General features: G+C 66.1%; 16 protein-coding genes. 7 read left to right on the top strand and 9 right to left on the bottom strand.

What is annotated here, in order from left to right:
* Positions 1-10 precede the first annotated feature (10 nt).
* The 4 genes from NGM29_RS10100 to NGM29_RS10085 all read right to left on the bottom strand — a co-directional run bounded on the left by NGM29_RS10100 (position 11) and on the right by NGM29_RS10085 (position 3,359).
* Positions 11-202, bottom strand: a complete 192-nt coding sequence (locus NGM29_RS10100; RefSeq protein WP_254155956.1) for a 30S ribosomal protein S17e — start codon at positions 200-202, stop codon at positions 11-13.
* A 23-nt stretch (positions 203-225) separates the two neighbouring features.
* Entirely contained in the window at positions 226-900 is a 675-nt protein-coding gene (locus NGM29_RS10095; protein WP_254155954.1) for a DUF447 domain-containing protein, read from the bottom strand.
* Positions 897-1,751 carry a triphosphoribosyl-dephospho-CoA synthase gene (locus tag NGM29_RS10090; RefSeq protein WP_254155952.1) on the bottom strand — a complete coding sequence of 285 codons (855 nt, stop codon included), beginning with the start codon at positions 1,749-1,751 and terminating at the stop codon, positions 897-899. The genes NGM29_RS10095 and NGM29_RS10090 overlap by 4 nt, the downstream gene beginning before the upstream one ends.
* A gap of 81 nt (positions 1,752-1,832) precedes the next feature.
* Positions 1,833-3,359, bottom strand: a complete 1,527-nt coding sequence (locus NGM29_RS10085) for a PQQ-binding-like beta-propeller repeat protein (RefSeq protein WP_254155950.1) — start codon at positions 3,357-3,359, stop codon at positions 1,833-1,835.
* A 307-nt stretch (positions 3,360-3,666) separates the two neighbouring features.
* Between NGM29_RS10085 and NGM29_RS10080 the strand changes: the two genes are divergently transcribed.
* Positions 3,667-5,859, top strand: a complete 2,193-nt coding sequence (locus tag NGM29_RS10080) for a CDC48 family AAA ATPase (RefSeq protein ID WP_254155948.1) — start codon at positions 3,667-3,669, stop codon at positions 5,857-5,859.
* A 41-nt stretch (positions 5,860-5,900) separates the two neighbouring features.
* Here the strand turns inward: NGM29_RS10080 and NGM29_RS10075 are convergent, their stop codons facing one another.
* Both NGM29_RS10075 and NGM29_RS10070 read right to left on the bottom strand, forming a co-directional pair.
* Positions 5,901-6,635: a protein sorting system archaetidylserine decarboxylase gene (locus NGM29_RS10075; RefSeq protein ID WP_254155946.1), complete on the bottom strand. Its 735-nt coding sequence runs from the start codon at positions 6,633-6,635 to the stop codon at positions 5,901-5,903.
* A gap of 94 nt (positions 6,636-6,729) precedes the next feature.
* Complete coding sequence (locus tag NGM29_RS10070) at positions 6,730-9,555, bottom strand: DEAD/DEAH box helicase (protein WP_254155944.1); 2,826 nt, start codon at positions 9,553-9,555, stop codon at positions 6,730-6,732.
* Between the two features lie 139 nt (positions 9,556-9,694).
* Between NGM29_RS10070 and NGM29_RS10065 the strand changes: the two genes are divergently transcribed.
* The 3 genes from NGM29_RS10065 (at position 9,695) to NGM29_RS10055 (ending at position 14,479) form a co-directional block, all read left to right on the top strand.
* Positions 9,695-10,873 carry a tRNA sulfurtransferase gene (locus NGM29_RS10065; RefSeq protein ID WP_254155942.1) on the top strand — a complete coding sequence of 393 codons (1,179 nt, stop codon included), beginning with the start codon at positions 9,695-9,697 and terminating at the stop codon, positions 10,871-10,873.
* A gap of 296 nt (positions 10,874-11,169) precedes the next feature.
* Positions 11,170-12,687 carry an outer membrane protein assembly factor BamB family protein gene (locus NGM29_RS10060; protein ID WP_254155940.1) on the top strand — a complete coding sequence of 506 codons (1,518 nt, stop codon included), beginning with the start codon at positions 11,170-11,172 and terminating at the stop codon, positions 12,685-12,687.
* Positions 12,688-13,366: 679 nt separating this feature from the next.
* On the top strand, positions 13,367-14,479 hold the full coding sequence (locus tag NGM29_RS10055) for a glutamate-cysteine ligase family protein (RefSeq protein WP_254155938.1): 1,113 nt from the start codon (positions 13,367-13,369) through the stop codon (positions 14,477-14,479).
* A 68-nt stretch (positions 14,480-14,547) separates the two neighbouring features.
* Here the strand turns inward: NGM29_RS10055 and NGM29_RS10050 are convergent, their stop codons facing one another.
* Positions 14,548-15,708 (bottom strand): M24 family metallopeptidase, encoded by a 1,161-nt coding sequence (locus NGM29_RS10050; RefSeq protein ID WP_254155936.1) that lies wholly within the window; start codon positions 15,706-15,708, stop codon positions 14,548-14,550.
* A gap of 204 nt (positions 15,709-15,912) precedes the next feature.
* On the opposite strand from NGM29_RS10050, the gene NGM29_RS10045 reads away from it, so the two are divergent.
* Both NGM29_RS10045 and otsB read left to right on the top strand, forming a co-directional pair.
* Positions 15,913-17,550, top strand: a complete 1,638-nt coding sequence (locus NGM29_RS10045; protein WP_254155934.1) for an alpha,alpha-trehalose-phosphate synthase (UDP-forming) — start codon at positions 15,913-15,915, stop codon at positions 17,548-17,550.
* Positions 17,551-17,557: 7 nt separating this feature from the next.
* Positions 17,558-18,358, top strand: a complete 801-nt coding sequence (gene otsB / locus NGM29_RS10040) for a trehalose-phosphatase (protein WP_254155932.1) — start codon at positions 17,558-17,560, stop codon at positions 18,356-18,358.
* 24 nt (positions 18,359-18,382) lie between these two features.
* Here the strand turns inward: otsB and NGM29_RS10035 are convergent, their stop codons facing one another.
* Positions 18,383-19,144, bottom strand: a complete 762-nt coding sequence (locus NGM29_RS10035; protein ID WP_254155931.1) for a zinc metalloprotease — start codon at positions 19,142-19,144, stop codon at positions 18,383-18,385.
* Between the two features lie 74 nt (positions 19,145-19,218).
* Positions 19,219-19,509: a hypothetical protein gene (locus NGM29_RS10030; RefSeq protein WP_254155930.1), complete on the bottom strand. Its 291-nt coding sequence runs from the start codon at positions 19,507-19,509 to the stop codon at positions 19,219-19,221.
* A 293-nt stretch (positions 19,510-19,802) separates the two neighbouring features.
* On the opposite strand from NGM29_RS10030, the gene NGM29_RS10025 reads away from it, so the two are divergent.
* Positions 19,803-20,747: a biotin--[acetyl-CoA-carboxylase] ligase gene (locus tag NGM29_RS10025; RefSeq protein ID WP_254155929.1), complete on the top strand. Its 945-nt coding sequence runs from the start codon at positions 19,803-19,805 to the stop codon at positions 20,745-20,747.
* Positions 20,748-20,755 lie beyond the last annotated feature (8 nt).

Here is a 20,755-nt window from a genome sequence, read left to right as displayed (position 1 = left end):
AATCCTCGTTTCAGGCCGAAACGGCGGCGCCCTTCTTTCGCGTGACGTAGCCCGCGATTCGGTTTCGAACGCCCTTCGATTCGATGTTCGTCAGCTTCGTGACGCTGTCTTTGTTCTGTTCGAAGTCGGTCGTGAACGCCTCCGGATACTGCTCCAGGAGGATGTTCCCCGTCTTTTTGATGTAGGCCGGCTTGATTGCCATACCCGTTATTCCGTGAGCGCCTTCTAAAGCCATTCGTTCTCGTCTCGCGCTCGCGCCGATGGGTTCCACTCGCTGTACGCCACGAGATTCGCGAACGCCGCCTGCTCTCTGGCGCCGCCAGCCCGGTCGACCACCTCGAGGCAGTGCTCCAGCAGCCCCTCGAGTCGCGCGCGGTCGTAGCCCTCGATTCCGAGGCGGGAAGCCGCGACGGTCGCTTCAATCACGGCGCCGAAGCCGCGATTGATCGGCGTCACCGACTCGCGTTCGACGGCCGACTCGCGGGGATCGAGCGTCCAGGCCGCCCAGTCGGCGCCGTCGGCCGTGCCGGTTTCGACTCGCTCGACCGCTACGCGAGCCCAGGCGTCGGCGGACTCGAGGATTGGGTCTTCGCGTTCGGTGATCGAGAGCGCGGCGTCGACGAACTCGACCGGGTCGCGGGTAAACTGGACGTAGCCCTCTCCCTGCCGTTCGAAGTTCCGGCGCGTTCGCGTGTTCCCCCAGGTTCTGGCGGTGGCGGGGTCGCCGGCGAAGACGCCGAGGGCGGCGACGTTCCACAATCCGTTGGGCCCGAGCGTGGTGACGACGGTTTCGCTGACCCCACTGAGTTCGAGTGGCCACCCCGCGGTACTCGAATCGTCGCTGGCGTCCTGGTCGGAACCGCCGCCGTCTGCCTCGAGGTCGGAATCGTGGCCGCTCATATCTCGACCGATTCGCGCTCGAGGGCGATGAATAGCCCGGCCGCGGTGAGATCAGCCGTCGTCCCCGGGTTGATCCCGCGGTCGACCAAGTCGTCGGCGAACGCCTCGACCGCCGGTCGATCGGTCTCGAGGGCGCCCCGCTCGTGGAGCGTTGCAGCGCGGTCGGTCACCTCGACCGCGACGTCCTCGCCGTGGCGGGCGGCGACGAGCGTGTCGGGGCGTTCGGCCAGCAACGAGAGGAAGACCGCAGCGGCGCGCTCGAGGATCGGCCCGTCGGCGTCAGCGAGCCGGTCGGCCGCGGCGAACGATCGCTCGAACCCGCGGACCCACTCGCGAGCGACGTCGTCGCCGGGGACGCTCCGGTCCATCACGTCGTACAGCGTCAGCCCGCGCTCCTCCAGGGCCGGAATCGCGTCGCTCCCGCGACGGACGTCGAGGGGTTCCATATCAGCCGGTGGGTCGCCGACGAAGACGTCGACGTGATCGAACGCGCGGTAGAACTCTGCGGCGTCGGCGACGGTTGTTCCCTCGACGACGGCCTCGGCGTCGGATCGAGTGAGGCCGGCACCGCCTCGAGCGGCCCGAACGAGCGGAACGAGCAAGAGTAGCGCCCCGAACTGCGTGTTGCCGCCGTCCTGCTCGGCCATCCCTTCGACCGCACGTTCGAACGCTGGACCGACCTCCGCGCTATCGGCCGCCATCTCGAGGCCGTCGCGAGCGCCCACGGCCCCCGCAAGGAAGTGCTCGAATCGCAGGTCTTCGAGGTCGCGGTGTCGGTCGACGTTCCCGGGCTTCGGCGTGCCGGCGACCTCGAGCAAGAGCGCGAGTTCGGCGTTTCGATCCGGTCGCATGCCTACACCTCCACGCTGGCGAGGCTTAGGCGTACGTGTCTCGTGGCCGTCGAGTCGTCTGGCGTACCGCGCTCCTGACGTTTAGCACTCCTTCTGCTCGGTGACGACGAGCGTCCCCGTCTCGGTCTCGTCGTTCGCGGAGACGGTCCAGTCGTGTTCACCGGCTCCGAGATCTCTGCTCGTGACGGTGTAGTGCGCGGTGTCGGTCTCGCCACTGCCTAGCTCGAGGAAGACCGGTTCGTCGATCGAGTCGACCTCGAGTCGGACCTCGATAGCTGTCGTCTCGTTTCGTCGGTTCGTCACGGTGACGTCGAAGTCCGCGCCGTCTTCGGCAGGATCCGCTTCTTCCCGGTATTCGATCGATTCCGGGGCCTGAACCGAGAGACGTGGGGGATTGCCGTTCGAGTCCTCTCCCCCGTCTTCGGACGATCGAAGGGCTGCGATCCTGTCCCGTGTCGAGACGTAGAGGGTGTCCCCGTCGGAGACGTACGATATGTGGGGCCACATCGGCGTATTGTCCTCCGCTATGCCGAGTTTTCCGAGCGAAAACGACCAGAGTTCGTCCCCGTTCTCGAGGTCGAATCCGTACAGCTCCGGCATTTCGTCCGTGTAGGGGTGATGAGCGACGACGACGGTTCGACCGACGACGATCGGACGTCCCCACGCGTCCAGGCTCCCGCCAACCGACCAGCTGTACTCCGTGTCATAATGGTAGGCACGGAATCCGTTCCTGCCCGCGGTGACGTTCGCCGTTTCGGTCACAGCCAGTGGGAATCGGTACGTCGTACTCTCGAGGCGTTCACCGGTCATCGCGTCGAGGACGGGAAAACGCTCGGCTTCGCTGATCTGCCCCGTAAAGAGCCGCCCCGCCCCGACGACGAGGTAGTCGTGATAGTTCACATGCGTAGCATGATACAGTTTCTGGTGGGACCACTGCTCGTCGCCCGTAACCGGGTCGAGCGCGACAAAGCCTGCATCGCCGACGCCCGCGTAGATCGATTCCTCGTCGCCGGCGACCGGCGTCGATGCGAATCGAACCTCCTCCTTCTCACCGTCGCGGTTCTCGAGCGTGACCGACTCTCGCTCCCACCGGATCGAGCCGTCGCTCCGGTCGAGCGCATACAGTGTCCCGTCGACGACCACGTACACCGTCTCAAACGCGACGGTGGGATCCGGAACCTGACTTTCGGACTCGAACCCCGTTCGCCAGCGAACCTCACCCGTCGGAGCCTCGAGCGCCGTCACGGCGTCGCCGCCGACGTAGACGGCATCGTCGACCACTGCCGGCGTCCCCGCGGCACCGATGTCGTCGCTCTCCCACCGGACCGTGCCGTCCTCGGCCTCGAGCGAGTGCACTTCCCCGTCGGTTCGAAGGTAGACGACCTGATCGACGACGGCGACGTCTCCTGTGTGGTCGTACTCCCAGGCGACCGACGTTGGCGCGGGAAGCCAGCCATCGAGAGGAACAGTCGCCGAATTTCCGGTGTTTCCATGGTGAGAGGACCAGCCACGTGGCTCCTCGAACGAGCGTTGTAAGTCCTCCACCTCCTGACTCGCTCCGGCGGAGACGAGGACGCTACCAGTCGCGAGTGCTGCACCTGTTGCCAAAACGGACCGTCGTTTCCAGGACGACATGGGTGCGAAAAACGAACTTCCTCCTATTCCTATGCAGTTGTTTACCCAAACGTTTCACGCAGAGAAACTGTTGCTCGCGCTGTAATTATGGCGCTGGCACGGGATTGCTTGAACGGCTAGGGGACACGACTGTGACCGATCGACTCCGTGAAGCGGGCTTCCTCTCGAGCAATTGGATGACTCGGCCCGCGTCTCGAGAGATTCTACTGCCGACGTCGATCATCGGACGCATCGCCGCTGGTGGGAAATTCTCAAGGCGACTCCCCCACAACGATCTGTCATGACCGAGACTGACGACGGCGTCACGCTGACCGTGCGCGCGGCGGAGAAGCGCGACGCCGGCCGTGGCGTCGCACGGATCCCCGAGACGGCGCGGCGAAAACTCGGCGTGTTGAGCGGCGACACCGTCGTCATCGAGGGCGAGGGACGAACCGTCGCGAAGATGTGGCCGGCGGATCCGGCGATCCCGGAGCAGGTCGTCCAGATCGACGCCGACACCCGCGCGAACGCTGGCGTGAACGTGGGCGATACCGTCGAGGTTCGAGCGACAGACGGTTCGTCCATCCGAGAGGCCGAAACCGTCACGCTCTCGCCGCCGCCGTCGCTGAGCGACGCCGAGTCGCGACTGGCCGAGCGCGTCGCCAACCAGAAACTGCGCAACCGACCGATCCGTGCTGGCGAACAGATTCGGATCGAGGGCGTCGCGGCCGACCCCTTCACCGTCGTCGAGACCGAACCCGCGGGCGACGTCCAGATCACCGGCTCCACGACCGTGCTGGTCTTCGACGACACCGATTCCGACGGTGCGGACGCGCCGAGTTCGACGCCGTCTCGAGACGCCGACGGGCGAGCGTCGTCGGGGTCGGCGGCCCCGTCGGACCGTCCCTCCGGCGTCACCTACGAGGACATCGGCGGCCTCGACGAGGAACTCGAGCAGGTCCGGGAGATGATCGAGTTACCGATCTCCGAACCCGAGCTGTTCAAACGTCTCGGGGTCGAGCCGCCGTCGGGCGTCCTGCTGTACGGACCACCCGGCACGGGGAAGACGCTGATCGCCCGTGCGGTGGCCAACGAGGTCGAGGCCAACTTCGTGACGATCTCTGGGCCGGAGATCATGTCGAAGTACAAAGGCGAATCCGAGGAGCAACTTCGACAGACCTTCCAGGAGGCCCGCGAGAACGCCCCGACGATCATCTTCTTCGACGAAATCGACTCAATCGCGGGGACGCGCGACGACGACGGCGACGCCGAGAACCGGATCGTCGGCCAGTTGCTGACCCTGATGGACGGGCTCGACGCCCGCGGCGAGGTGATCGTGATCGGGGCGACGAATCGGGTGGACACCATCGACCCCGCACTCCGGCGTGGCGGCCGCTTCGACCGCGAGATCCAGATCGGCGTTCCCGACATGGTCGGTCGACGCGAGATCCTCGAGGTCCACACCCGTGGGATGCCCCTGGCCGAGGACGTCAACGTCGACAAAATCGCGAGTCGAACCCACGGCTTCGTCGGCGCGGACCTCGATTCCGTCGTCACCGAGGCTGCGATGGCCGCCATCCGCCGCCGTCCCACCGACGCCGACGAGCGCGCGGCCTGGAGCGCGAATCCCACGGTTACCCGGGCGGACTTCGACACCGCGCTCGCGGCCGTCGAACCCTCCGCGATGCGTGAGTACGTCGCCGAGTCGCCCAACACCGACTTTGCGGACGTCGGCGGCCTCGAGGACGCCAAACAGGTGCTCCGGGAGTCCGTCGAGTGGCCGCTGACCTACGAGCGACTCTTCGATCGGACGAACACCGACCCGCCGTCGGGCGTCCTGCTCTACGGGCCACCCGGAACCGGAAAGACGCTTCTGGCTCGAGCGCTCGCTGGCGAGACGGACGTCAACTTCGTTCGCGTCGACGGGCCGGAAATCGTCGACCGCTACGTCGGCGAGAGCGAGAAAGCGATCCGGAAGGTGTTCGAGCGAGCCCGCCAGTCGGCCCCTTCGATCGTCTTTTTCGACGAAATCGACGCCATCGCCGCCAATCGTGATGACGGCCACGAGGTGACCGACCGCGTCGTCTCTCAGCTGCTGACCGAACTCGACGGCATGCGCGAGAACCCGAATCTCGTGGTGCTGGCAGCGACCAACCGCAAGGACCACCTCGACCCGGCCTTGCTCCGACCGGGCCGCCTCGACACGCACGTCCTCGTGCCAGAACCCGACCTCGAGGCCCGACGCAAGATCCTCGAGGTCCACGGCCGAGGAAAACCGTTCGGAGAGGACGTCGACCTCGATGCCCTCGTCGACGACCTTGAGGGCTACACCGGCGCCGACCTCGAGGCGCTCGTCCGGGACGCCTCGATGCGGGCGATCCGCGAGGTCGCCACGAAGTACGGCCCCGAGGAGGCGAACGAACACGCGGACGACGTGGTCGTCGAGCAGCGCCACTTCGAGGCGGCTCGGGACGTAGTGGACGCGAAACGCTAACGGCTGGTGCTGGCTGGCGGTCGCACATCGGCCAGGACTAATCAGCGGCTCGAGCGATCGGCGTCGAGTCCGTCGTTGCCCGACAGTGGATTCCCGCCGGTCTCGAGGATCACCGTCTCTCCGGCAGTCATCTTCTGGCCCGGTTCGACCGCCAGATCCTCGGGCGCGACGGTCGGCGGGAACACCACGTCGACCCGACTGCCGAACGCGATGTGGCCGATTCGCTGGCCCCGCTCGAGCGAGTCGCCAGGCTCGACGTAGGGGTGGATGCGACGGGCGAACGCGCCGGCGATGAACGTGACCTCAGCCTCCGTGGCTCGATCTCCGGTTTCGTCGAGGCCTGGTTCGGAGTTCTCGGCGTCACCCTCGGGAAACGCCCCCTCGGAGAACGCCCCTTCTGCGGGCTCAAGGTGCAGGTGAACTTTCTCGTTCCGGTCGGAGTCCTTCGAGAACGCGGGTTTGAATCCGCCCGGCGAGTGCTCCACGTCCCGTACCGTAGCGTCGAACGGCGCACGGACGACGTGGACGTTGTGGACGTTCATGAACGTCCCCAGCCGAAACTGGTCGCCCTCGGTCCGCATGACGGACACCTTGCCGTCGGCAGGCGCGACGACGCCAGACAGGGGCGGCGTTCGCTCGGGATCGCGGAAGAACGCGAGCGTCCCGACGCCGAGCAGGAGGGTCGCGATGCCGACGCCGACGCTGATGAGGTAGGCGAATGGGGCCACGACCAGCGGAACGATGGCGTAGCGCCACGCGCCCGGCGCGAACTTCATAGTCGGACGAACGCGGTGTGAACGCTTGGGCGTTACGACCGCGGCTCGAGTGGGACCGATTCCCGCCCGAGCCTGGCCCCATGCTCAGTCTCAGTCAATCCCAGAACGCCTTCGTCCGGGCGTACTGACGCTCCTTCTCGAGGATGTCCCGGTAGAAGTCGGCCTCGTTCTCGCGTAGACGGCTGATGATCTGGGCGGCGTTGTGCGGGCCGACGCCGCGCGCGGACATGGCGACGACGGCCCGCTTGCCGTGGCTCTGGACGAGATTGGCGTTCTTGACCGCGCGACGGGTCAACTCTTCCTGTTCCTCGTCCTTCGAGTTGGCCTGGACGGCCTGGAGGACGTCGTCGGCCCACGGGCTCAGCGCCGCTACGCGCGTCGATCCGCAGTTGGGGCACTCGGGCTGGTCCGCGACCCGCTTCACTTTCGTCCGCGAGTACCACTCCCGACAGTGGGTGCACAGCAGGGTCACCCGGTCGTCCTGCAGGCGCTCCTTGACGGTCTGGATGACGCTCGCGTCGGCGTTCTCGGGCACCAGCAGTTCCTTGCCACCGGAGCGGCCTGCGCTCCCGATGGCCGTCCGGCCGCGAATCGTTTCGAGCGAGATTTCGCCGGACCGGAGCCGCGAGAGGATGCGGCTCGCGCCCGCCACGTCGAGGTCCTCGTGGAACACCTCGCGGATCGACTCGGCGTACATCGGCGTGTCCTCGAGCGCCTTGAGCAACCGTTCGTTCGACATGCGGCCGGAGCCCTGCCAGCGCTTGAGCGCGCCGAACTTCGCCGAGACCTGTGAGAGGCGGTAGGCGAGGGCGTCCGACCCCTTCAATCCTAACTCGACGATGGTGCCGACGTGGTCGGGATCCGTCTCGGTCAGGACGGTCACGATGTCGCTCGTCGCCACGTCGGTCGGCACTTCGAGTTCGATCCGGTAGGGGTCGGTGTCGAGGCCGATCGACGATCCGGACTGCTGGCCGAGCAGGGCCGAGAGCACGCGACCGAGGGTCTCGTTCGTCCGGTGGCCGAAACAAGCATTGAGGACGACCGTCCGCCCCTGGCGCTCGAGCACGATACGGTCGTGGGTCGGCATCGGCGTCTCGCCCTCGAGCTGTTTCCGGAGTCCGGAGACGGCCCCCAAGAGCGTCGTATCGTCGCCCGGGTAGCGCCCGCCGAGGTCGCGAGCGACGGCGCCGTCGTCGGCGCCGGTCTCGAGTTGCGAGCCGACGGTACCGCGAATCTCGCCGACCTCCTGGGCGACCGGTTCGGGGACGGGAATCTCCTGACCGATCCAGGAGGGGACCTCGCCGACGGGGTCCTCGATGGGGGTGACCCGTACCCGTTCCTCTTCGTCGTCGATTTCGACGATTCGCCACATCTCCCCGCGTTGGATGAAGACGGCCCCCGGCTGACCAAAGGTCGTGACGAATCGCTCGTCGAGAGTGCCGATCTGGCCGCTCGAGGCGATGTCGTGGACCTCGTAGGTCGCCTCGTCGGGGATCATCGAGAGGTTGGCGTAGACGTACTGCCAGGTGCCGCCGGTGGTCTCGACTCGCTCGCTGCTCTCGTCGAACCAGACGATGCGATTCCGGTGAAGCTCCGAGAGGACGCTCCGGAGCGCCGACTCCTCGAGGTCGCGGAACGGATAGGCGCGGGCGAACAGATCACGGATCTCCATCAGGTGGCGCGAGCCGGTCGACTGAACGATCCCCGGAATTTGGTTGGCGACCACGTCGAGGCTCCCGTCGTGGATCTCGGCCGGTTCGACCTCGCCCGCGCTCGCCCGCCGGGCGATGGCCAGCGCCTCGAGCGTGTCGTCCGGGCGGGTCGTCACGATGGTCCCTCGCGAGACCTGGTCGCGACGGTGGCCTGCGCGGCCGATCCGCTGGAGCAGTCGCGAGACCTGGCGCGGGCTCTGGTACTGGATCACGTGGTCGATCCGGCCCACGTCGATCCCAAGTTCCATCGAGGAGGTACACAGGAGCGCGTCGAGGTCGCCGGCTTTGAACCGGTCCTCGACGTCAATGCGGGCCTCTTTCGAGAGCGACCCGTGGTGGACCCCAATCGGCAGGTCGAGGCGGGTGAACCGCGAGCCGAGGGCCTCGGCCGTCTGGCGGGTGTTGACGAAGATGAGCGTGGACTCGTTTTCGGCGACGAGGTCCCTGATAAATCGGACGTGGCTGGCCGTCGTCGCGTCGGTGGCGAGTTCGCCCGAGAGTCGCTGATCTTCGTCCGTGATCTCCGGCTGGCGCACCCGCACGTCGATCCGGCTCCCGACGTCGATTTCGCGAATCGTACACGGTCGGCCGCCCGTGAGAAACTGTCCGACCGACTCGGGATCGCCGACGGTCGCGGAGAGTCCGATTCGCTGGAACGAGCCCGACAGTTCGCGGAGTCGCTCGAGCCCCACCGCCAGCTGGGCGCCCCGCTTGGAGGCGGCGAGCTCGTGAACCTCGTCGATCACGACGTGGGAGACGTCCTCGAGCCCCTCCCGGAGGCGTTCGCCGGTGAGCATCGCCTGCAGCGTCTCTGGGGTCGTCACGAGCACGTCGGGCGGATTTTTGGCCTGTTTGCCGCGCTGATACTGGGTGGTGTCACCGTGACGGACGTCAACTTCGAGGCCGAGGTACTCGCCCCACCACTCGAGGCGCTCGCGCATGTCGCGGTTGAGCGCCCGCAGCGGAGTGACGTAGAGCGCGCCGAACCCCTCGGGTGAGTCGGCCACGAGGTCGTCGAAGACGGGAAGCATCGCCGTCTCGGTCTTTCCACTCCCCGTAGGGGCGATCACGAGCGTGTGCTCGCCGGCGGCCAGCGGCGGAATCGCGAGTCGCTGTGGCGCCGTCGGCGTTGCGAACCCGCGTTCGGAGAGGGCCTCCCGGACGCTCGAGCCGAGGTGAGTGAAGGCGGCGACGTCCCCGTCTGTCATCGATTCTAGCAGGGGCCGAGTGAGGATAAAAGCCGTGTTACCGGGTCGACGTGTGCCGTGTTCTCGAGCGTCTCGCCAGTCGCCACCGCGGCTTCGTCGCTCGTAATCCCCTTATACGTCGGCCCATCTATCTCTCTCCATGCACCCGCCCGGCGCCGACACCGTCCTCGTCCGACACGGGGACCTCAACACGAAGAGCAACACCGTCAAGCGGTACATGCTCGACTTCCTGCTCGAGAACCTCGAGGCCGTCCTCGCGGACCGATCGGTGGCTGGCAACGTGGAGGGCAACTGGAACCGGCCGCTGATTCACACCACCGAGGACGCCGTGGAGGCCGCGGCCGCCGCGACCGCCGACGTCTTCGGCGTCGTCTCGACCAGCCCCGCAATCGTGGTGGAGGCCGACCTCGAAACGATCTGCGACGCGCTCGCCGAGACCGCTCACGCCAGCTACGACGGCGGCAGTTTCGCCGTCGACGCTACCCGCGCCGACAAGCGCCTGCCGTTCACGAGCGAGGACGTCGCCCGGCAGGGCGGGACCGCCATCTGGGAGGCCGTCGAAGACGAGTTCGATCCCGAGGTCGACCTCGAGGATCCCGATCTGACCTTCGGCGTCGAGGTTCGCGACGAGGCGGCTTACGTCTACCTCGACCGTCTCGAGGGGCCGGGCGGCCTGCCCCTTCGATCGCAGGCGCCGATGGTGGCGCTCGTCAGCGGCGGCATCGACTCCCCCGTCGCAGCCTACGAAATGATGCGCCGGGGCTCGCCGGTGATCCCGGTCTACGTCGCGCTCGGTGACTACGGCGGCCCGGACCACGAGGCGCGCGCGATCGAGACCGTCCGCTCGCTCTCGCGGTACGCGCCGAACGTCGACCTGAGCGTCTACCGCGTGCCCGGCGGGGAGACCGTCTCTCTGCTCGCGGAGACCATGGAGGAAGGACGGATGCTCTCCCTGCGGCGATTCATCTACCGGATCGCCGAGCAGATTGCCGAAGAACACGACGCGAGCGGAATCGTCACCGGCGAAGCTATCGGCCAGAAGTCGAGCCAGACGGCCCAGAACGTCGCCGTCACGAGTCGTGCGACGCGACTGCCGATCCACCGGCCGCTGCTGACTCGAGACAAACAGGAGATCGTTGCGCAGGCCCGCGAGATCGGCACCTACCGTGACTCGACGATCAACGCCGGCTGTAACCGGATCGCACCGGACCGAGCCGAGACGAACGCCCGCCTCGACCGGTTGCTCGAGGTCGAGCCAGACGACCTGTTCGAGCGCGCCGAAGCGGCGGCGGCGAGCGCCGAACGAATCGAACTGTAGCGAACTCGGGGTTCGGACGCCGTTCGCCGGCGAAAGTGAACGCTGGCATCGCCTATACTATACAATATATAGCATTCCGGGATGCCCTTTGCGGGGAACTCCAACCGAATCCCTGACGATCAACGACTGACTGTCCGCCGAACGAAACGGTGTCGGCGCCGTGACGACCACCTTCGTACATTTCTCGACTATAGTGTCCTGTAGTGTGATAGTTCAACACAGCGAAATAGTTCTCGAGCGTGCAATCCGGTCATATCCGCTTGATAATAAAACCACAAATCGGTCATTACCGTGGCATGGCAGGTTTGAACCGCCGTACGGTACTGTCAGCAGGTGCAGCGCTTTCGACAACCGGAGTTCTCGCATCAGTCGGGTCGGTCCTCGCTGACGGTTACGGCGAAGGCGACGAAGATAGTAGCGAGGACGGAGACGGCTCCCATCGCGAACGCCCGACCGAAATCGCCTGGCGGTACGACGGGGCGCACGACCTCGGTTCGATCGTGATCGCCGACGACCGCATTTACACCCTGGTCCAGGGAGGCGTAACCGCACTCGACGCCGAAGACGGCTCGAGCGAGTGGGAGACGGGTGACATCGACGCCGAGCGAACGCTCTCGACCGACGGCGACGTACTCTACGTAGCCGGTGACCCGATCCGGGCAATCGGCGCCGAGACCGGCGACGTCCGCTGGGAGAGCGAGATCGATAGTCTCGAGCTGGCGGTCGGTCACGGCATGGTCTACACCGCGAGCGAGCACACCGTCTACGCGCTCGACACCGAAGACGGCTCGATCCAATGGGAGCGCGAGCGCGTCGAAGTAGAGACGGCCGACGGGACGGAAACGGCCGAAGAATTGCAGTTCGGCGACGTTTCGGAGGACGCCGTCTACGTGTTCGATTCGGCCTACGCACCCGGGCGCGCGGGGATGTTCGCCGGGCTCGACCCCGAGACGGGCGAGACAGTGGTCACGGTCGACCCCGACGAGTCGGTCAGCCAGGTTACCGCTGGCTCGGGCCACGTCGCTATTTTCCCCGCTTACGACGCCACCTATCTCTACGAGATGGCCACCCGGGAGGTCGTCGCCAGCACGTCCATGACGCGCACCAACTCCATTGTCGACGAGACGTACTTCGCGCTCGGGAGAGACGGGAACCTCTCGGCGTACGACCTCTCCGAGAGTGGCGAACGGAGGTGGACCACCGATTCCTACCATAGCTTACCGGCACTCGTCGGAGAGACGGTCATCACTGCGTATGGACCCGATTCGGCCGACATACCCGACGAAGAAGACGACGAGGATCGGGTGCTCGCCTACGACCTCGAGACCGGCGAGGAACGCTGGCGGTACGCGTTCGACGAACGCGAGTGGATCGGGAGCCAGGAATCGATCGTCGCCGACGAAAACACCGTCTACGTCAGTCGCGACGGGGAATTACTGGCCCTTCGAACCGAAGACGAAGAAGATGGAGACGAGGAGGAACCCGACGAGGACGATCAGACGGACGAAGATCCCGGCGACGAGGAACCGACGTCGATCGATCTCTCGGTAACCGGGCCGGATTCGATCGCTCACGATGAGTCGGCCGACTTCACCGTCACCCTGCGCAACGACGGCACGGAGCCGGTCGAGCTCGACGTGACCCTCGAGGTCGAGGATCGTACCCGGTCCGGAACGGTCGAAATCGCGGGCGAGGACTGCATCTCGAGTACCTTCACCGTCGCCGGAAGCGACCTTCCGACGGGCGACGTCGAGTGGGCGATTGTCGCAGGCGAGCAACGCGTCGAAGGGACCCTGACCGTCGAGGGCTGCTGACGGTCCGTTTGCCCGGTTCGAGACGTGCTCGACGAACTTTCCCGCTCGACGGGGGTCGGCCACTCGATTCGATCCCTTCGCAGGCGGAGGGGCTCGAGTACCTGGCTCGTGAGTTCGTCCGTCTCGAGCGGTTGCTCGAGGTCGAACCCGACGACTCGCTCGAACGGGTCCAAGCGGTGGCGGCGAGTGCCGAGCGAGTCAAGTTGTGAATGGGGTCTGGCGGTCGAATCGCTCGTCGGCGGTAAACAGCATCCACACGCTTGAGTATCCTCGCACGTCAGCGTGGAGCGGATGGTCGCCGGCTCGAGACTGCGCATTCCCGCCTGGAAACCGCTGAGAGAGTACCCCCGTCGCTGTCGATTTGGACAACGGAACGATTTCGAACGCCGTTGCAGTTCCCCTGTTCGTGGGAAGCAGTAACTTACACCTCTGTTCGAACTCCCCACTATAGTCGGTGACACCGCGTACGACCGATAGCCGGCCTGAGGTTCGAGTCGCCAAGTATCTGTATTCACGACGGTATCACAGCTGCCCAAATCACTTTGGGAGAGGGGTCTTCCCGCTCACTCGGTTGGCCTTTGTACGGTCGAACGACGACTGATCCCCGTTTTCGGGGTCGATCCCATGCTGTCGTCGCTGTGATGTGAAACCGCTCACCGTGCAGTAACTCACCAACACTATGCAACTCAGTCTCGAACTCGAATACTGGACCGTCGACGACACGGGTGCACTCGCACCCGCAACACCGGTGCTCGACCGGATCGACGACCTTCACGCCGAGAGCGCGGACCCCATGCTCGAGGTCGTCACCGATCCATGCGATGGCATCCCCGAACTCCGAGAGGAGGTCGCGTTCAGACTCCAAGAAGCGATCGACGTCGGGCGAGAAGAGGGACGCCACCTCGTCCCGCTTGCCACGCCGCTCAACGCCGGTTCTCTCGGCACGAGCGATACGCCCCGGACGCGGATTCAGCGTCAGGTGCTCGGCGAAGCGTTCGAAAAGGCCACCTGCTGCGCCGGCACCCACCTGCACGTCGATCAGATCGAGGGGGCCGAAGCCGACCAGTTGAACCTCCTGACCGCACTGGACCCGGCGTTTGCGCTCGCTGGGAGTTCCACGTACCACCAGGGAGAGAACGTGGCTGCCTGTGCGCGACCCCACGTCTACCGGCGGACGTGTTACGGCGACCATCCCCGGCTCGGCCGATTGTGGTCCTACGCCGCGGACGTAGACGAGTGGAACGACCGGATCGACGCCACGTTTGACGACTTTCGCCGACAGGCGGTAGCCGAAGGCATCGACCAGGAGACGTTCGACGAGCACTTTACGCCAGAGGATACGATCTGGGCACCGGTTCGGTTGCGCGACGAATTCGACACGATCGAATGGCGGGCCCCGGACGTGGCACTCCCTGGACAGGTCCTGCAACTCGCCGAAGACGTTCGAGACATCTTGAGCCTCGTCGAGCGTAGACGCGTGGAGATCGGTGGACGGGGCGAGATTACGGGGTCGACCGTGACGATTCCCGAGTTCGATCGAGTGAAACAGCACGTGAACGACGCCATCGATTACGGGCTCGAGGCGCCTGCTGTTGAGCGATACCTCGGGACGATGGGATTCGACCCCTCCGCCTATCGTCCGCTCTCGACGGATCTCGAGGACAGCCCTCGGTTGTCTCGGGCGCAAGCACGGCGACTTCGACTTCGCTACGCCCACCGGCTCGAACGGGAAGTCGACGCGCTCACCACCGAGCAATCACCAGCACGGCCTTCGGTTCTCCAGCCAGTCTGAACCAGCATTCCACTCCGCTGACGGTTCTCAGGTACACCTCACCATCCAGTTCGACGTGGGTAACCCCGTTACTGGCAAGCGCCTTCGCACGCCCAGTCCAGCGGGGTCGCGTTCAACCGCTCGCAACCGTCCTCGGTGACCACCACGAGGTCCTCGAGTCGGACCCCGAACTCGCCCTCGAGGTAGATTCCCGGCTCGACGCTGAAGACCATGCCCGGCTCGAGGGCCTGCTCGTTCCCCTCGACGATGTAGGGCGGTTCGTGGACCTCGAGGCCGACGCCGTGGCCGGTGCGGTGAACGAAGGCATCGCCGTAGCCTGCGTCGGCGATAATCTCGCGAGCGACGGCGTCAACCGACTCGGCTGTGACGCCGGGTTCGACGTACTCGACGGCGGCCTGCTGAGCGCGGGCGACGGTCTCGTGTACCTCCCGATACCCCTCGGGCGGTTCGCCGGCGAAGACCATCGTCCTGGTCTGGTCGCCAGGATAGCGGGCCTGCCCCGACTCCAGGTCTGCGTCGACGAACGCGCCGAAGTCGAGGACGACCGGATCGCCGGCTTCGATGGGACGGTCGCCAGGCTGGTGGTGCGGGCGCGCCCCGTTCTCGCCCGCGGCCACGATGGTGTCGAACGCGGTGCCGCGGCCGCCTTCGGCCTCGAGCAATCGATCGATTTCCTCGGCGAGTTCCCGTTCGGTCAACCCGACGACCTCCTCGCCGCGCTTCCGGAGCGTCATCGAGACACGATCCGCGACGTTCCCCGCTTGACGGAGGGTCGTCCGCTCGAGTCGGTCCTTTCGGAGGCGGAGAGGCTCGATCACATCGCTCGCGAGGCCGTACGTCGTGTCGGGAAACAGGCCGCGAACGTCCTGGGCGAAGGTCGTCCAGAGGCGGTCGTCGAGCAGGGTCGTCTCGTCGGCCTCGGATTCCGGCTCGAGACCAGCGGTTTCGAACGCGCTCGCGAGCGCCTCGACCGGATTGTCGCCGTCGCCCCAGAGGACGGCCCGATCGACGGGCGCGGCCTCGAGTTCCGCCCCGTACATCGCGGGCGCGACCACGACCGGCGGCCCGTCGCGGGGAACGACGGCCAGGAAGTGGCGTTCGGACGGCGACTCCTCGACGCCCGTCAGGTACGTGAGCACCGGTCCGGGCGAGGCGACCAGCGCAGCGGCGCCGCGGTCAGCGAGTCCTCGCTGGCACCGCCGTACTCGTTCGGCGAACGGCTCGTTCATGGCTGACGATGCAGGGGGAGCCCCTTGAACGTTGCTCGAGGCGCCGGTCGTCGGTTGCTGGTCGCCGGTCGCTGGTCGCCGGTCGGCGCAAGCCTCGAGCTCCCGTGAATGTCCATGCAGAGAGCCGGATAAGGTGGTGTATATCAATGGCCTGTGACTGCAGGCCGCGAACGAAACAGTAGGGCAAACGAGGAAATTTCATAGATGCGATCTACGGAGCGAGTAGCGGTGGCGGAGTCGAATCATGCGAACGATTTACGGGACGACGGTCGACGGCTCGTGACCGACGGTGGCGTCGATTTCAACGCCCCGGAATCGCTGCTCGTCGTCTCGAATCGGCAGCCGTATCGTCACGAGTGGGTCAATGGCGACGACAACGGCGAGGACGATGGCGACGACAACGAGAACAGCAACGATCCAGGCGAACGCGACGTCACCGTCGACGAACCGACCGGCGGACTGACCGCCGGACTCGACCCCATAATGCGAGCGATCGGCGGCACCTGGATCGCCTGGGGCGACGGCAGCGCCGACCGCGCGGTCACCGACGAAAACGACTGCGTCGACGTCCCACCCGGAAGCGACGACCAGTACACCCTGCGGCGGGTCTGGCTCTCGGACGAGGCCGTCGACGGCTACTATACGGGCTACAGCAACCGCGTCCTCTGGCCGCTCTGTCACGGGATGACCGAACTGCTCGAGTATCGACCGACCGACCTCGAGTGGTATCGTCACGTGAACCGACAGTTCGCCGACGCCGTCCTCGAAGAGGCCACCGACGAGTCCGTGATCTGGCTCCAGGATTACCACCTCGGGCTCGCGCCGTCGATGATCCAGGCGAAAGCGCCAGCAGGTGCGACGGTCGCTCAGTTCTGGCACATTCCGTGGCCGGACCCGTCGTCGTTCGCCGCCTGCCCTAACGCTCGCGAACTCCTCGTCGGACTGCTCGGGTCCGACGTGTTCGGCTTCCACATCGAGCGCTACGGGACGGCCTTCCTCGAGTGTGTCGAGGAGACTCTTCCGTCGGCGACGGTCGATTACCGCGAACGCACGGTCCGGTACGACGGCCACGAGACGCGAATCGTCGCGACGCCGATGGGCGTGGACGCGAACAGCTACGAGGAACGGGCCCGAGAGATCGGGGACGACAGGTGGGATTCCCTGCGCGAACGGTACGACATCCCCGACGGTTGTGCCGTCGGCCTGGGCGTCGACCGCCTCGATTACACCAAAGGGATCCCGGAGCGACTGGCCGCCCTCGAGCGCCTCTTCGAGGGCTACCCCGAGTGGCGAGAGTCGTTCACGTTCCTTCAGAAGGCGACGCCGAGTCGGACGGAGATTCCGAGCTACGATCGACTCGGACGGCAGGTTCGATCGACTGTCGACCACATCAACGAGCGCTTCGGCACCGACGACTGGCAGCCGATCGTCTACACGGAGGACTTCCTCGACCGGGCCGACCTGACCACGCTCTATCGGGAGGCCGACCTCCTCGTCGTCAGTTCGGTCCGCGACGGCATGAATCTCGTCGCCCAGGAGTACGTCGCCTCCTCGATCGACGGCGACGGCGCGCTCGTTCTCAGCGAGCACGCGGGAGCGGCGAACGCGCTCGGCTATCCGGCGTTCACGATCGACCCGGCGGACACCGATCGGTTCGCGCGAACAGTTGCCGACGCTCTCGGGGCCCCGAAGAGCGAACGCACGACCCGGATGGCCGCCCTGCGAACTCACGTCTTCGACCACGACCTCGAGTGGTGGATGGACCAGCAATTCGCCCACATCGAGGCAGCCCGATTTCCAGCAGTCGACCGACGAGTGAACGACGTGTCACGATCCCTCTGAGTTCTCGATGTCCCTCCAGCAACGAACGACCCGAGACCTGCAGGAACGCCTCGCAACCGGACTCGACCGCCACGACGAACTGCTGGCGTGTTTCGACTTCGACGGCACGCTCGCCCCCATTGTCGACGACCCCGAGCGGGCCCGGCCGCTTCCGGCGGCCGAACGCGCCCTCGAACGTCTCGACTCCCACGAGGACGTGACGACGGCGATTGTCAGCGGGCGTGCGCTCGCCGACGTCTCCCGACGCGTCGACGGACCGTCGGTTTACGGCGGAAATCACGGCCTCGAACTCGCGCGAGACGACTCGGTCGCCGTCCACCCCGTCGCGCAGAAGCGGTCCCGCCTGGTCGAGCGGTGCTGTGCCGTCCTCGAAGAGCGCCTCGAGGACGTTTCCGGCTGTCGCGTCGAGAACAAACGCCTCACGGGGACAGTCCACGTTCGCCACGTGTCACGGGAGCTGGTCCCGGTCGTCGAACAGGAGACGCGAGCGGTCGTCGACCGAATCGGGGACGGCGACCTCGAGTGCAGTCACGGCAAGGCCATCCTCGAGTTCGGCCCGCGCGTTCCCTGGACGAAAGGTGACGCCGTCTCTTTGCTTCGGTCGAAGCAAGCACGGGATCCGTTCGTCCTGTACGTCGGCGACGACGTGACCGACGAGACGGTCTTTCGTCGCCTCGGTCCAAATGGGCTAGGGGTGGCCGTCGGACGAGCGACGGAGACGGCCGCCTCGTGTCAGGTTCGATCGCCTCGAGCCGTGGCACACCTCCTGGACTGGCTCGTCGACGCGACGGCTGGGCGGTTCGAGTGAGGACCGAGATTCCCGCCACGGTAACTACCGCAGATTGACGCCGCCCTTGTATTCGCGTAACGTCGACTCCGCACAGAGCGAAAATCGGTGGGTGAGCTTTCGGTCCGGGTGCGGCGGGGGGGTGTACTCCTGACCACACCGAGACTTCTCGGACTCGAACGACGAATCCCACGCGTAGGCGCTCATCATCGGGGTCGACACGGTCGCTTTGTTGACGACGTACGTTCGCCCGTGTTCGTGGCGAAGCCCGAGCGTGTGGCCGACCTCGTGGATCACGACCTGGATAGTGAGATTGGGTCGCGAGTACGGGAGTTCGTCCGCCTCCTGATCCGGCGGCTCGAGTTCGGCGATGTGGCGCGCCCCGCCGACCGAAGCGACGTGTGGAATCGCGTACCCCGTCGGCGACGTGTGCATCGGTCCGTCGGTAACCAGCAGGTTGACGTCCTTCGCGGCGTCGATCGAGCCGATTCCCGTCGCTCCTGATCCGACGGCCATGGGCCACCGTCCCGACAGGACGGGTCGGGCACCGTCCTCGGAGTCGACGGGCACGACGCCGCCGAAGGAGACGTCGACGTCCCAGAACTCGTACTCGAGCGCGGCCTCGAGGTGGGCCGCGAGCAGGTCGGCGATGTCGTACGTCGAGGCCTGTTCGGTCAGCCAGAACCGCACCTCGACCTCGGTCGACGGCTCGCGAGTCGCGTACCTGAGCGTTCCTAGCGTGCCCAGTGATCCGACCCCAGCGAGGAACGACCGACGCTTCACGGTCGGTGGGTCGAACGAAACCATCTAGAAACCTGGTATTCACATCGCCATCTATTAAGTGTGTGACACCGACGCGGACCCAGTCGCCCGCGATCGCGTTACTGTCGCGTATCGATCGCTCGCGTCTTCACCCGTCGCTGACCCGTCGTCACCCTGATCTCGAGCCAGTCGGGCAGGTCGCTGGCGGCGACCGGCGTCAACGACAGGAGCGCGTCACCATCGGCGACCAGTCGTCGGCCAGACCGGTGACGGAGACAGGGCTTCCACGTGCCGGAGCGGTACTTCTCGAGGACGTCCCAGCTGGTGTAAAATCGGCCGTCCGATCCCAGATACACGGTTCCGAATCGACTACCGGCGACACCATCGTTCTCATCGCGCTCGCCTCCCATCGTGGTCCGACTCGAGAGTGGGATACCAGCCGTATTCAGTTACGGGTGAATATACGGTTCGTTTATCAGTCTCGATGGACGACTGGTCTTGACGGTGTCTGGTTTGGGCGGTGGCGAATCGAAATCGTCATACAGGGACATCGTAGCCGAGGCATCGCTGCTGAGCGGACGTCGAAGCCGCGAGGGGTTCGGGCCAGTCGGGCAGAGTTGCGATCCTGGTCGAACTGCAATCGCCCCACCAACCATCAACGGCAATCACCCCGGTTAAGTATCCCGCGACCGCCTTCTCGACCATGAATGACACGCGACGCGCCGTCCTCGAGGCGCTAGCCGATGGCCCCGTGTCGGGGCCGGAGCTCGCCGCCGAACTCGAGTGCTCCCGTGCGGCCGTCTGGAAACACGTTGAGGCGCTCCGGGACGCCGGCTTCAATGTCGAGAGCTCCGGATCGGGCTACGTCCTGGCCAGCGATTCGATCGACGCGTACTCAGGGCCGGCGATCGAGTACGGCCTCGAGGCGCCCTTCGCAGTCGAGTACCACGAGACGCTCGCCAGCACGAACGACCGCGCACGCGAGTTAGCGGGGTCCGGTGAGACCGACGTCGTCGTGGTCGCCGACGAGCAAACCGGGGGACGAGGCCGCCTCGAGCGCGTCTGGGACGCCCCTGCGGGCGGCGTCTGGCTCAGTATCCTCTGTCGACCCGAGATCCCGCCCGCTCGCGCACCCCTCTACACCCTCGCGGCCGCGGTCGCCACGGCGCGGGCCGCTCGAGAGGCGGGTGTCGACGCGGCGATCAAGTGGCCCAACGACGTGATCGTGCCGGGTGACGGGGGCGACTACCGCAAGCTAGCCGGTATTCTGACGGAGATGGAGGGCGAGACCGACCGCGTCGCGTGGCTCGTCGTCGGCATCGGCGTCAACGCCAACCTCGAGGCCGCCGACCTGCCCGAGGGAGCGACGAGCATCTGCGACGAGGCGGGGGTCGTCGGCCGACGCCGGTTCGTCCAGCGGGTGCTCGAGACCTTCGACGAGTACCGATCGAACCTGGACGCGGTGATCCCCGCCTGGCGCGACCTCGCGGCGACGCCCGGCCAGCGTGTTCGGATCGAAGTCGCCGGAACCGAACTCGTCGGTCGAGCCGTCGACGTCGACGGGCACGGCGCGCTCACGGTTGCGACCGACGAGGGCGAGCGGACGGTGACGACGGGCGACTGCGAGCACCTTCGCCCCATCGAATAACGGCGTCG

The sequence above is a fragment of the Natronosalvus rutilus genome, assembly GCF_024204665.1.
In the GTDB taxonomy this organism is placed as follows: domain Archaea; phylum Halobacteriota; class Halobacteria; order Halobacteriales; family Natrialbaceae; genus Natronosalvus; species Natronosalvus rutilus.
The sequence above is the reverse complement of the archived record's forward strand: the minus strand, read 5'-3'. Positions and strand labels throughout refer to the sequence as shown.